This is a genomic window from Nocardiopsis sp. TRM 82005, assembly GCF_056312425.1.
The window spans coordinates 340,745-354,118 of record NZ_JBWDTQ010000011.1; the positions used below are offsets into that span (position 1 = coordinate 340,745).

Sequence of the window (13,374 nt, forward strand, 5' to 3'; positions counted from 1 at the left end):
CGTGGGTTCTCGCGCGGGCAGGGGGCTGTCCCGACAAAAGGTGGGATGCCCGGCTCTGTCCCAGGGGCGCAAGGACACCTTACGTTAGCCAAGATGTAAAAAATGTGTGTTATCAGGCACTGCGAGCGAAACACCATGAAAGCCCTGCGACCGTCGATCCGGGTCTGTTCTCCGGCGCGGACCGACGGGTGGGCGTGCTACTCGATCGCCTCCAAGAGCAAGGGCTCCAGTACGGGGGCCAGCGAGCGGGAGAAGGCCGCGGTCAGGTGGTTGGAGTCGTGGTAGGCGAGGATGTTGCCGAACACCGCGGGGCAGGACCCTGAAGGGCAGAGAACGTCGGTCATGTCGATGAAGCGCACGTTCGGGTGCTCGTCCTCGACGGCTTCGAAGGGCGGCACCTCGGCCAGGGAATAGGCGGCTTCGGTGGTGCAGCTGCTACGCCTATTGACGTCTACGCACTCAGTGGCGTCGAAACTCAAGCGGGGAGTGTCCCTCAGGGCAACCACACGCACACCCAATTCGTCGAGCTGCTGCCACCGTTCGCGGTATCCGTCAGGCAGTTCCTCCGCTCCCTCCCCGCCGGGATCGCTGCGGGTCGCCGTCGTGAACACGAGGTCGGGACGCTCGTCGGCGATCCGCTCATAGGCGGCGTTGTTCCACTCGGTGCAGCTGGTGAAGGGCTCACCCTCGTGTACCTGTTCCGTCGTGCTGAACCGGCAGCCGCTCTTGAGAATGGTGACCAGACGCCACTCGTGTTCGCGCGAGATCTCCTCAAGTGCCTGGAACCAGTGCCGGGCGTGGGAGCTCCCGACGAGCGCGATCGTGCGATCCGCGTCCTCGGGGCCGAAATCGCAGATGATCGGTTCGCTTCCCTGCATACCCACATTGCAGTCATCGGTTTCGGCGACCGTGGACTCGCGGGCGTTCTGGGGCTGAGGGAAGAGCGGAAGCTGGGGGAGGCCCTCGGCAAGAGCAGGGTTGCTGATGACCGCTGCGCCGGGGTAGAGGCTCGTGTCCTGGCTGTGTGAGCGGAGCAGCTCCGCCTGGCGGTCCAGGTACTGCTGCCATCCCAGCGTCGCCACCAGTACCGGTACCAGGAACGTGGCAGCCAGCGCCAAGGACACGCGCCGCTTCGGAAAACGCGTGGTGATACGGGTGACGCCGCCTTCGACGACGTGTGTGGTAGCCCATGCCAGCACGAGGGAGAGCGCCAGGACGTAGGCCCCTCCGGTCAGACTCGGCCTGACCCTGTCCGTGACCTCCAGGTAGAAGGTGAGGATCGGCCAGTGCCACAGGTACAGGGAGTAGGCCATGCCGCCCAGCCGGACCAGCGGAGTCCAGGTGAGCAACCGGTCCACTCCCATACGGCTGCCCGTGTTCCCGGCCAGAATGACCAGGATGGCAGCAAGAACAGGCCACAGGGAGATGAACCCCGGGAAGTGAACGCCGACGGGTACCAGGAGTCCGCACAGGGCCAGGGCCACCAAACCCAGCCAGCCCATCAGGATCCTCAGCCGCCGGGGGAGTTCCTTGATGTGTGGGAGGACGATGGCGAGGACGCCTCCCAGCGCCAGTTCCCACAGCCGAGTTCCGGTGTCGAAGTAGGCCCACTCGGTGTTGTTGGAGGTCGCATACAGGGAGTACGCGAAAGACGCCGCGAACACGGTGGTGCAGCAGAACAGCACCGCGGTACGCAGCGACAGCGAGCAGCGGCGTACGACAGCGGCGGAAGCCATGACCAGGATCAGCCACAGGAGGTAGGACTGGCCCTGGATCGCCAGGGACCAGAAGTGCTGGAGAGGGCTGGCCGCATCGTCCTGAGAGAGGTAGTCGACGGAGTGGAGTGCCAGGTTCCAGTTCTGGAAGTACAGGGCCGAGGCGATGGTGTCCGCGGCGACATCCGGCCAGCGCGCCCTGGAGAAGAACAGGATCGTGGCCACCAGTACACCCGCCATGACGACGGCCGCGGTGGGGAGTAGGCGCTTGGCCAGACGGATCAGGAAGTCGGCGGGGCTGACGTATCCCCGCCGCTCGACGGTCCGTATGAGTGAACCGATGGTGAAGAAACCGGTCAGTACGAGGAACACGTCCACGCCACCGGAAACGGTACCGAACCAGATGTGGTAAACGGCCACCAGAAGGACAGCGACCGCACGCAGCCCCTCGATCTCAGGCCGATAACTGCTTTTTGCCGAGTGCCGCACCGCTACTGGAGGTTTCGGTGAGCGTTCGGGCGTGCGAAGCGCGGGCACGGGGATGGGCACAGACATACACCTGGTCAGAGCAACATTGGAAGGGCGAAGGCCGGGCTGATTGCCCGAGCCTCCTCATTGTGGCCTCCAGCGCACACTGCCCTATGCCTGATCGGGGCCTCGTTGTCCTTTTGGTGTAGAAGCTATGCTGATCTGGGCCCTGCCCCTTGACAACGCTCATACAACAGTGTTGACCGTCACACCTTCAGGGGTGCTCATATCGTCCTCGCTCTCCTTCGCCGGGCCTCAGCGGCGTCCGCGGCGCGCCGGTCGGGGAAGAGCGCCCCCAGGCCCCAGTGCAGCAGCAGGCCGGTGAGCAGTCCCACGACCCAGCCGTAGTCCGCCAGCGGCGCCAGGGGAAGATCAGTCCGCTGGCCAGGGTCCAGGCCGGGATGCTGACCGACATGCTCACCCACAGGGCGCTGAAGCTGCCACTGCCCCAGGTGCGTTTGGATATCGGGACCGGTTGGAGGTCGGGGTTGACGAAGGGGCTTTCGGGCAGGGAGGTGCCTTCGGCCAGGGAGACCCGTCCGTCGGGGTGGGTGATGACGTCGGGTTCCGGGGACGGTGGAGCTTGGGTCACAGGTCACCTGGTTTCGGTGGGACGGACGGGAAGGGGCGGGGCACGGCATCGGACCCCATCGGAGTGAAACCCGGGGGAAGGTGTGGAAAAGTCCGTATCCGGTCCGGGCCGCCGGATATCTTCGCATGTCATACGGGGACGCGACCGAGCTGCGGTGCGGTCGGCCGCCTTACCGGTTTCTTCGCTCGTATCCTTGCCGTCCTTCCTTCCGTCATACTCGCGTGGGACCCTGTTCGTCGTCCACGGCCCGGAACGTGTGCCCCGTTGGCCGGCCGGCTCCCCCACATCTTCGTTCGCCTCGTAGGGAGGTCCTGTGCCCCATCCCCGCGGAAGGTCCGCGGCCGGGTTCCTCGCGCTGATTCTCACGGCTACCGCCTGCACGGGCCAGGGCGTGGTCTCGGCCCCACTGGAAGCCAAGGTGGCACCCGGCGACCCGGCGGAGGTGGCCCACGGCCTGTCCGAGGACTGGGCCGTCCGGGAGGCCGCGCCAGGTTTCCTTCTCTACGAGGGGGAGGTCGTCGGTGGAGAACAGCCCAGTTGGTCCGTGTCGGTGACCGCCGGGCAGGACTGGTTCCGATCGCGTACCGAGGCGGACGAAACCGCATCCAAGCTCACCGAGCGGGGGAGTCCCGCGGCGGTGACCGAGATCCTCTGGCCTGAGGTCTTCGCCCGGTCGGGACAGGTGCTCGGATGGAAGGTCCTCTTGGAGAAGCGCTATTCGACCAGGTCCGGAGCTGATGCCCGTGCCGAGGCGCTCGATGCCGAGGGCTGGTATCCGTCGGTGGAATGGGCAGGCGCTGAGCCCTACGGGAACTACCACCGGACGAGCGTCGCCCTGGCTGTTATAGATCCGGCCGCGTTCGACGGACATGCGCGCGCCACGTACGGGAGCGAGATCGACTCCGCGAGTACGGTCTCGGAGATGGCGCGTGAGGAGGGGGCCCTTCTCGCAGTCAACGGGGGCTACTTCGTCATGAACGAGGAGGACGGCGTGCCCGGGACGCCAGCCGGAGTCGGCGTCTACGACGGAAGGCTCGAGAGCGAGGCGACCAACGGCAGGACCGCGGTGGTGCTGGAGGGGGACGGCCTGTCCCCTTCCTTCGTGGAGATGTCCACACAAGTCACGGTCTCCATGGGAGGGGCGGCCCAAGAGGCGGATGGGGTCAATCGTGTGCCCGGTATCCGGCGCAACTGTATCGACCCCGATCGGCCGGCCCCTGTCCCTCTGCATGACGTGACCTGCCTGCTGGACTCCGAGCTCGTGCTGTTCACGGATGCCTTCGGTGGTTCCACCCCCGAGACGGACGGAACCGAGGCGGTGGTGGACGCCACGGGCGTGATTGTCTCGCTCGGCCCCCCGGGTGCCGAGGTTCCGCCGGAGGGGTACACGCTCCAGGGCAGGGGCGAGGCGGCCCTGTGGTTGGAAGAGCATGGCCGGGTCGGCGCGCGCTTCGACGTCGGCACCCGGGTCCTCGGTGCCGACGGCCGGGAACTGCCGGTCGGGGGGACCACGAGTATCGTCAACGCCGGTCCGCGGCTGCTGAGTGGTGGAGAGGTGAGCATCGACGCCGAGGCCAACGGTCTGATCCACCCCCATGACCCCCGGTTCGCCTATGAGTGGGCACTGAGGGCCAACCCGCGCATGGCCATCGGAGTGGATGGTGACGGCCGTCTGCTCCTGCTTGGCGCTTCGGGAAGGAATCCGGAGGAGAGCGATGGTTTCGGCTTGGACGAAGTCGCCGAACTCATCCGGGACCTCGGTGCGGTGGAGGCGGTGGCCCTGGACGGAGGAGGGTCGGTCAGCATGGTGCTCGATGGCGAACCCGTGCTCGTCGGCGTATCCGCCCAGGGCGAGCGGGCGGTCGGGGATGCCATCGTCGTGCATACCGGGTGAGGGCCCGCCCCGACGCGGTCAGTCGCCCAGGTTCTCCGAGAACTTCGCCCGCACCACGCGCTCCCGCTCCGCCAGCGGCATCGCTGCTATCGCCATAGCCCACCACCACGCCATGCTCACCGGCCAGTGGTGCCCGGCAAGTACAGCTACCGCTACCTCGACATAGCCGGGGAGAAGGCGGACAAGCAGTTCGTAGCTCTGCAACGGGACATATCGTGCGACTTCTTCTGTGCCAACGACGTCGGCTCCATGCCTGAACAGAAGCCGACGATGCAGGAATTCCCGGAAACCTACTTCCCTTTCCGCCTCCTGGGAGAGGGCACGCCAGTCCGAGCGGGAAGTGGGGACCGTGATGTGAGAGCCGGCCAGGACCGGTTCCGTGACACTCACGGAACCGGTCTTTTCTGGTGCCGCTGACGTGCGCCAACACTGACACGTCCTCATGAGCGGTTGTGCGCCGCCCCGGCATCTGGCACGCTCTCCCGCAGCACCACATGTGTGCTTCGACCCGGCCCCGCGCCGGGTTTTCGTGTTTCTGGGGCCCTGTCACCCCGACGCCGCCGCACCGCGTTCATGGATACCTCCGTCGTCCCACAGGGCCCCGCGTCCGCGTTCGGCGCCGGTCCGTCATCACCGGCTCCGCCGGAGGCCACCCGGCGTCGTCCCCTCCTCGCCTCTCCTGGTCGCAGGGCTCCTCACCCGTGTCTACAGAGCAGAAGAGGTGAGCCATGTCCAGCGCCGTTTCCGTGCGCGTCGAGCATTTCGAGGCGACGGAACGCATGTCCGCCAACGACGTCGGCGAGCGGCTGATGTTCCTGATGCGATCGAGAGGAATGTGATGAGCGAACTCACCGAAGGCCAGATTCGCTGGCGTGAGCGCATGTTGTTCGACGGGCGCGACTTCGCCCTGGTCGACTTGCAGGGATGGGACGACCTCCCCGACGTGGAGATCGGCAACGTCGAACGCCCTTCCCGGCACGGTGCCTGGCCCGGCCGGGCCCTGGCGGGGCATCGGACCGTCACCGCGACCGGGGTCATGACCAGCCCGCCGAGCCTGGGGGAGGTGGAGACCGCGCTCGCTCCGCTGCGCCGGGCCCTGACCCTGCCACCGGACGCGCGCCAGGACCCGCTCACGATCCGGGTCGGCGGCCAGACCCTCACCGCGTACGGCCAGGTCAGCGCCAGGTCCATTCCGGGAGGACCCGGCTACCAGGCGGCCCGTCCCACCGTCGTCGTGCAGTGGACCTGCCCCGATCCCCGCCGTTTCGGACGGACCGGGTCCGTCGTGGTCACCGCGCCCGTGCGTTCCGACGACGGCCTGGACTACCCGCTGGAGTACCCGCTCGACTACGGGGAGCCCGGCCGCGGGGGGGTCGGCGGTACTCACCAACGGCGGTGACACCGCGACCAACCCCGTCATCGAGATCACGGGGCCGTGCTCACGGCCCCGCGTGCTCAACCGGAGCACCGGACGGACCCTGGAGTTCACTCTGTCCCTGGGGCTGACCGACACCCTCGTCGTGGACTGTGAACGCGGCACGGTCACCGTCAACAGCAACGACGGCTTCCACACCCTGAGTACGGCCTCGGTACCCCCCCCGAGCACTGGACCCTCGAACCGGGCCCCAACCCGGTCCACTTCCGCCCCGAGACCTCCGCGCACGGCGCGGCCGCCTCGGTCCGCTGGAACGACGCGTACCTGTGACCAGTACACCCGCGAACACCCCCTCTGGAGGAGAACCATGTCCATTCGCTCCCTCGCCCTTCGCTCCGGGCAGACCTCGGCCGAGGACCACCGGCTGCTCATCGGCTCCCTGCTCGGTCCGGCAGACGATCCCTGGCCGCTGCACAGACGCGGCGGTCTGATGTACGCACCCGGCGCCGCCGACCTGGGCGGTTCCGGGATGACGGCGACCGTCCGGCCCTTCGCCGCGGCCGTGACCGGCCGCTCGTCCCCGTTCCAGGGCACCTACCTCGTGGTCAGCACCGAGGACGTCGACGTGCTTCTGGATGACGGTCCCACCGCCGGAAACCGCACCGACGTCATCGGCGTCGTGGTCAAGGACGACCTCTACGACGACTCCGAGCAGGTGCGGGCCGAGGTCCGGGTGGTCGACCCCGAGGAGGACGAGACCTACCTGCCCCTGTTCGAGGTCGTCGTCGAACAGGGCGCGAACACCGGCAGCGACGGGATCAGCTGGCCCGCCGAACCGGGGACGTCCCTGCCCGGCAACATCCGGGACCTGCGCGACTACACGGCCTCCGCCGGCGGTGTCGTCAGTGTCCCGAGCATGGCGGCGCGCAACCGGATGAGCGGTGTCCGGGAGGGCGCGCTGGTGCACGTCACCACCACGCGGGACCTGTACATCCGTGACGCGGGCGACTGGCGCCCGGTCGCCGGGCCCGCGGCCGACGCCGCGCTGGACGGCCGGTACGAGCCGCGCGGGGTGCCGAGGATGACCGCTGGGTCGGTCAGGATCGAACCGGACGAGCTGGTCGAGAGCAGCTTCTACTCCCGGGACTACTACCGGGGCTCGGCGAGGGTGGACCTTCCCGAGGGCATGTTCTCCCGTACCCCCCGTATCCTGCTGACCTCTCACTCTCTGGGACCAGGAATCACCCTGGACGTCACCTACACCGACCCCTCGTCCTCCGGCTTCACGATCGTGCTGGGGCGGGGCAACACCACCGGCACCCACGTGAGCTGGCTCGCGGTCCAGGAGGTGTGACGTGCCCTTCTACCGCTACCAGTTCTGCGACCTGGTCACCGACCGGCCCATCGCCGAACTCGACCTCACCGGGGTGCGGTTCGACCGGAGGATCTGCCAGGCGGGGGCGTTCAGCGGCTCGGTCCCGATCACCAGTCCGGCGGTCGCCGACAGGGTCGCCCGGGTCACCGGTCGGCACGACGGCGACCTGACCACCGGCCCGGGCCGCACCGTCGTGCACGTCTGGCGCGGCGACCGGATCTGGGGCACCTACCTGCTCTGGTCGGCAGGTCCCAAGAGCGACGACCGCGGCCGGGTCACCGTCGACCTGGCCGGCGCCTCCCTGGAGAGCTACCTCCACCACAGGGAGATCCGCGCCGACCTGCGTTTCAGCGGGACCGACCAACTGCGGATCGCCCGCACCCTCGTCCAGGACATGGAGTCGTCGCGGCCCATCGGGTTGGCCAACGCCGACTCCCGCACGTCGGGGGTGGTCCGCGACGCCGCTTATACGGCCTCGGAGGCACTCACCTACGGCGAGGCACTGGAGGACCTGTCCTCGCACGAGCAGGGACCGGAGTGGATGGTCCGTACGGCGGTCCGCGATGGCCGTCGCGTCCGGGAGTTCGTGGTCGCCCCGAAGCTGGGGCGTGGCCGGGCCGAGCACGTCTTCACCCAGCCGGGCAACGTGCTGGGGTGGACCTATCCGGCCGACGCCACCGACGCGGCCACCTCCTGGCAGGTCCGGGGAGATGCCCCCGAGACCGATCCGGAGGAGGAGTCCGAACCGGTGCTGTCCCGCGTCTGGTCCGCCCCCCGGTTCACCGACACGGGCTGGCCGCTGCTGGACCGGACCGTCGACGTGCCCGGGAGCACCGACCGCGACACCCTGGACGGTTACGCCCGCTGGTGGGCGGGCCGCTCCTCGGGCGCCGTCCGCTTTCCGCAGGTGAGCGTACGCCTGGACGGACAGACCACCTTCACCCCCGACCGGCTGGGTGACAGGGCCCGGCTCACCCTGGTCAACGACTGGTTCCCGCTGGTCAACGGGCGCCCCTCGTTCTCGCACAGTTGGCGGGTGATCGGTATGGAGGTCACCCCGGCGATCCGGGGACAGGGCCAGGACACCGCGACGCTGGTCTTCGAGGAGCCCGTCGAGACCGCCCCCGGAACGGAGGACGAAATCTGATGCCGCTTCCCAGCTATCCCCCCGACCTGGCCGGCGAGTGGGCGGCCCTGCGCCGCCAGGTCAGGTCCACCTACACCTCCTCGCAAAGACGCGGGCCCCTGACCCGGCCCGGCGGTCTGGCCAGACTCGACGAGGAGGGCAGGCTGCCCGCGCACTACATGCCCTCGGAGGCCGTGCTCACCGGGGTGTACGACGTGCGCTCCTTCGGTGCCGCCGGTGACGGGAGCACCGACGACACGGCCGCACTCCAAACCGCACTGTCCCACGCACGCGACACCGGCGGCGGGACGGTGTACGTACCGGGCGGTACGTACTCGGTGCGCAACCCGCCGCTGCGGATCTACCGCGACACCCGCCTGGCCCTGGCGCCGAACGCCGTCGTGCGCCGGGACGGGGAGCGCACCCTGCTGACCAACGGTGGTCCCGGCCAGAACCTGCCCGGGTACACCGGGCACGGGAACATCCTGGTGGAGGGGGGCGTGTGGGACGGCAACGGGGTCGCGGTGCCCGGGTACAACAACATCCTGTCCTTCGGCCACGCCACCGGCGTCACCGTGCGTGACACGGTGGTCCGCGACGTTCCCGGGTACCACGCGATCGAGTTCAACGCGGTCCGCGGGGTGAGGGTGGCGGACGTCCGCTTCACGGGGGGTCGCCGACCCGCGGGGCACGCGCTCCTACACCGAGGCGATCCAGCTGGACCTGGCCAAGTCCAGCTCCTACTTCGGAGAGTTCGGTCCCTACGACGACACTCCCTGCACCGATGTGACGGTCGTGGGCTGCTCCTTCACCGGTTCCGGGGCCACCGGCCCCTGGCCGCGGGGGATCGGCTCGCACGCGGCCACCCTGGAACGCGGCCACAGCGGTGTGCGCGTCCTGGGTTGCCACTTCGAGGACTGTTCACGGGAGGGGGTGCACGCCTACGCGTGGGACCGGCTGACGGTCCACGGCAACACCTTCTCGGGCTGTTCGGGCGGCGTCGCGGTGGTCGCGATCATCGACACCAAGGACAACGACACCCGGCCTCCCGGCTGGGGCGACCCGACCGGCCGCTCCCAGCCCGTCTCGGACGTGGTGGTCAGCGGAACACCTTCACCGGCAGCGGATCACACGCGGCGATCCGGCTGGACGGGTACCCCAACGGTGGATGGATCGACAACGTCGCCATCACCGGTAACACCGTCAACGGCAGCGACTCCTACGGCATCCGGGGGCGACGGGTGCGGGGGCTGGTGTGCACGGCCAACGTGTTGACCGGCACCACCACCTCGGCGGTCCGCGTCGACGCCTCGGCGGGAGCGTCCATCGCCTCCAACACCCTCACCGGCACCGGGGGCACGGGCCTGTACCTGGTCTCCTGCGAGGACACGGTGGTCTCCGGCAACTCCCTGAGCGGGATCGGCCACAACGGCCTGCACGTCCAGGGCGGTACGCGGCTCCGGGCCGGGGACAACCAGATCTCGGGCGCCGGAAACTACGGGGTCCGGGTCAGTACGGGAACCGACGGGTTCGCCTTCACCGGAAACCGTGTGGTCAGCGGTGCCGAGGGCCTGTCCATCACCGACACCTGCGTCGGGGTCCGTCGCTACGGCAACGACCTGCGTGATTCCGGCGGTATGGAGGACGCCTCGTCCGGCCAGGTCACCGACCCCGGCGACCTGGTCTGACGGACACACAGGACACGGCAGGACGGCTCCGTGTTCCCCCCGGAGCACGCGGAGCCGTCCACCCATGGCCCGCGTGGCTACCCGCGCAGGCCGATACGCCGTGATGCCGGGTGCCTCGGAGGTATGGGCTAACCTCGAAGGTGCCTTTGTGCAACTTGTCTTGGCTTGTCGGTGGGCCTGGTTCCGCGATCGGCGAGTTCGGACCCTGGCTCGTCTCCCCTCTCGCCCTCATGTCCCCCGATGTGGCGGACCACGCCAGCGCGCTGCCGCCTCCGCGGCCCGGGTCGTGGAGCAGGTCTTCGGCAAGCTGCTCTGAACCGAACCGGACGGTTCCGAAGGACGGGAGGGGCCGCACCCGACAGCGCGGCCCCACGACACAGAAGGAGACAAGGGTCGTGCGGATTCTGTTGACCGGTGGGGCCGGGTACATCGGCTCCCACACAGCTGTCGAGCTGGTCGGGCGTGGACACCAGGTGGTCGTCCTGGACAACCTGGTCAACAGCAGCATGGAGGCCGTGCGCCGGGTCGAGAAGATCACCGGCGCGCAGATCCCGTTCGTGGAGGGCGACTGCACGGAGCATGATGTCGTCGAGCGCCTTCTGGTGGATCACGGCATCGACGCCGTCGTGCACTTCGCCGGACTCAAGGCGGTCGGTGAGTCCGTGAGCCGACCGCTGCGCTACTACCGCAACAATCTGGACGCCCTGCTCACCCTCGCCGAGGTGATGGACTGGGTGGGGGTACGCGACCTGGTCTTCAGCTCCTCGGCCACGGTCTACGGCGACCCGGACACGGTGCCCATCCCCGAGGGCAGCGCACTGCGGGTGACCAACCCCTACGGCGCGACCAAGCTGTTCGGGGAACGGATCCTGGAGGATGTGGCCGCAAGCTCCCCCGACTGGCGGATCACCGTGCTGCGGTACTTCAACCCCGTGGGAGCCCACGCCAGCGGGCTGATCGGGGAGGACCCCAACGACATCCCCAACAACCTCTTCCCCTATATCTCCAAGGTCGCCGCGGGGCGGCTGTCCGAACTCACGGTCTTCGGCGACGACTACGACACCCCTGACGGGACCGGGGTCCGGGACTACCTGCACGTGGTGGACCTGGCGCGGGGACACGTCGCGGCGCTCGACCACCTGGAGTCCCAGAAGGGGCTGAAGACCTTCAACCTGGGGGCCGGGCAGGGGACCTCGGTCCTCGAAGCGGTCCGTGCCTTCGAGCAGGCGTGCGGGCACCCCATCCCCTTCCGGGTGGGACCGCGCCGCGACGGGGACATCGCCACCTGCTTCGCCGACCCGGGGCAGGCCAACCGCGAGCTGGGCTGGCGGGCCGAGCACACGGTGGCCCAGGCGTGCGCCGACGCCTGGCGCTGGCAGTCGGCCAACCCCGACGGCTACCGCTGACCCGGAGGGTCCGGGGCTGGGGGCCACCCCAGCCCCTTTTGCCGTGACACCCTTTCTGACCTGCTTTGACGCATCTGTTTCATGCTTACCTCCCACATGGGGTTGTGTCGGCAGGCGCTGGTGTGGCACTATTTAACGCAGCACGACTTCTGTGCCCAAACCCGGATCCCGCCGGGTTTTTCTGTTTCCGGGATATGCGCCCGGTTCTCCGCCGCTGGAGCGTTCCGCTCGCGGTTTCACCCCTTTAACCCTTTTCACCGGTCCTCGTGACCGGCTTTTCGTCATGCCTAAGGAGAGTTCCCCATGCTCACCATTGTCAGCCGCTCCGGGTGGGACGCTCGCTCCCCGAAGTCCCGGAGCCTCACCAGCTGGTCGCAGCGCATCGGTTTCACGGTGCACTACTCGGCGGGGCCGCCGACCCAGACCCCGCGCCAGATCCAGGACTTCCACATGGACGGCCGGGGCTGGTCCGACATCGGCTACAACTTCCTGGTCGACCGGTCTGGGACCGTTTACGAGGGGCGTGGCTGGCTGACCGTCGGCGCGCACGCCGCTCCGCACAACACCTCCCACATCGGGGTGTGCTTCATCGGCTCCGACGGCGACGCCACACCCGCCGCCAAGACCGCGATCCGGGCTCTGTACGACGAGGCGTGCCGGAAGGCCGGCAGGACCCTGGCCAGGACCTACCACGGCGGCCTGTCGGGTAACAGCACATCGTGCCCCGGAGCCGACCTGCGCGCGTGGGTGCGGGCCGGTATGCCCGCCTCCGGCGGAGGGGGCGCTGCGCCGGGGCGGCCTCCCGCGTCCGGTCGGCTGGACGAGGACGGTCTCCTCGGGCCACTGACCCTGCGGGCCACCCAGCGCGAGCTCGGTGTCACGGACGACGGTATCTGGGGGCCGGTGACCGTGCGCGCGATGCAGCGCCGCACCGGCGCCGCGGCCGACGGGTTCCTCGGACCCAAGACCGTGCGTGCGGTGCAGCGCCACGTGCGGGCGACCGTGGACGGTGTCTGGCCGAGCGTCGTCGGTTACGACTCCGCCGGAATCGTGTCGACGACCACCGCCGTGTCCTCCGAGACCACCCGCCTCCTACAGGCCGCCATCAACGAGAAGCAGTTCTGAACCCCTTTCGTCGGAAAGGTTCCACAGACCCGGAGGGTATGGACGAACCGTTCCGACAACGCCCCGGAACTCGGGGGCGGACAGAGGAGAAGCCCGGCCGCGGTCGGGCTTCCGTGCTTTCCGGACCCCGTTCCACAGACAGAGGAGAAGAACCCCGGGCCATGATCGTTCAACCCTTTTCCGACATCGAGGACCTGGTCGCCGACCATCTGCGCTCCAGGGTTCCCGACTTTCCCGCGGCGTGGGCCGGTACGCCGGTCATGACCGAGTCCTTCCCGGACCACGCGCCTGGTGACCCCCCGAAGCTGACGGTGCGCTGTGAGGAGACGACGGGGAACTACCCGATCGTCCAGCGAGCACTGCTCCGGGTCTCGGCCTGGGCCGACGACCGTGACGACGCCAAGGCGCTCGCCCACCTGGCACACGCCGCTCTGCTCGAACACGCGGGCGACGCCGCCATCATCTCCGTTCGCCAGGTGGAGGGGGTTGTGGCGGGTTTTGATCGGGAGGTTCCTGAGCCTCATGCCGCTTTCGTGGTGCTGGTGATCCA

11 protein-coding genes and 2 pseudogenes are annotated in these 13,374 nt (G+C 68.7%); 9 read left to right on the forward strand and 4 right to left on the reverse strand.

Translation table 11 applies throughout. The features are described 5' to 3' along the window. Positions 1-197: 197 nt before the first annotated feature. The 3 genes and pseudogenes from AC0T5L_RS09275 to AC0T5L_RS09285 form a co-directional block, all read right to left on the reverse strand. Complete coding sequence (locus tag AC0T5L_RS09275) at positions 198-2,270, reverse strand: acyltransferase family protein (RefSeq protein WP_476164978.1); 2,073 nt, start codon at positions 2,268-2,270, stop codon at positions 198-200. Positions 2,271-2,467: 197 nt separating this feature from the next. After that, on the reverse strand, positions 2,468-2,668 hold the full coding sequence (locus tag AC0T5L_RS09280; RefSeq protein WP_476165005.1) for a hypothetical protein: 201 nt from the start codon (positions 2,666-2,668) through the stop codon (positions 2,468-2,470). Then, positions 2,593-2,835, reverse strand: a pseudogene (locus AC0T5L_RS09285) (nitrate reductase); the annotation flags it as partial. The pseudogene AC0T5L_RS09285 and the gene AC0T5L_RS09280, both read right to left, overlap by 76 nt. Before the next feature lie 313 nt (positions 2,836-3,148). Here AC0T5L_RS09285 and AC0T5L_RS09290 point away from each other — a divergent pair. Further along, positions 3,149-4,729: a phosphodiester glycosidase family protein gene (locus AC0T5L_RS09290; RefSeq protein ID WP_476164979.1), complete on the forward strand. Its 1,581-nt coding sequence runs from the start codon at positions 3,149-3,151 to the stop codon at positions 4,727-4,729. 18 nt (positions 4,730-4,747) lie between these two features. Here the strand turns inward: AC0T5L_RS09290 and AC0T5L_RS09295 are convergent, their stop codons facing one another. After that, on the reverse strand, positions 4,748-5,119 hold the full coding sequence (locus AC0T5L_RS09295; RefSeq protein ID WP_476164980.1) for a hypothetical protein: 372 nt from the start codon (positions 5,117-5,119) through the stop codon (positions 4,748-4,750). Positions 5,120-5,567: 448 nt separating this feature from the next. On the opposite strand from AC0T5L_RS09295, the gene AC0T5L_RS09300 reads away from it, so the two are divergent. From AC0T5L_RS09300 to AC0T5L_RS09335, 8 genes and pseudogenes are all read left to right on the forward strand, one after another. Further along, positions 5,568-6,128 (forward strand): hypothetical protein, encoded by a 561-nt coding sequence (locus AC0T5L_RS09300; RefSeq protein WP_476164981.1) that lies wholly within the window; start codon positions 5,568-5,570, stop codon positions 6,126-6,128. A 52-nt stretch (positions 6,129-6,180) separates the two neighbouring features. Beyond that, a pseudogene (locus AC0T5L_RS09305) lies at positions 6,181-6,258 on the forward strand (hypothetical protein); the annotation flags it as partial. Positions 6,259-6,471: 213 nt separating this feature from the next. Further along, positions 6,472-7,458 (forward strand): hypothetical protein, encoded by a 987-nt coding sequence (locus AC0T5L_RS09310; protein WP_476165003.1) that lies wholly within the window; start codon positions 6,472-6,474, stop codon positions 7,456-7,458. 1 nt (position 7,459) lies between these two features. Beyond that, positions 7,460-8,626, forward strand: a complete 1,167-nt coding sequence (locus AC0T5L_RS09315; RefSeq protein WP_476164982.1) for a hypothetical protein — start codon at positions 7,460-7,462, stop codon at positions 8,624-8,626. Then, positions 8,626-10,293 (forward strand): glycosyl hydrolase family 28-related protein, encoded by a 1,668-nt coding sequence (locus AC0T5L_RS09320; protein ID WP_476164983.1) that lies wholly within the window; start codon positions 8,626-8,628, stop codon positions 10,291-10,293. The genes AC0T5L_RS09315 and AC0T5L_RS09320 overlap by 1 nt, the downstream gene beginning before the upstream one ends. Before the next feature lie 395 nt (positions 10,294-10,688). Next, entirely contained in the window at positions 10,689-11,699 is a 1,011-nt protein-coding gene (gene galE, locus AC0T5L_RS09325) for a UDP-glucose 4-epimerase GalE (RefSeq protein ID WP_476164984.1), read from the forward strand. Between the two features lie 303 nt (positions 11,700-12,002). Further along, positions 12,003-12,824: a peptidoglycan recognition protein family protein gene (locus AC0T5L_RS09330; protein ID WP_476164985.1), complete on the forward strand. Its 822-nt coding sequence runs from the start codon at positions 12,003-12,005 to the stop codon at positions 12,822-12,824. A gap of 161 nt (positions 12,825-12,985) precedes the next feature. After that, positions 12,986-13,374 (forward strand): hypothetical protein (locus tag AC0T5L_RS09335; protein ID WP_476164986.1); only part of this gene is annotated, 389 nt, incomplete at its 3' end.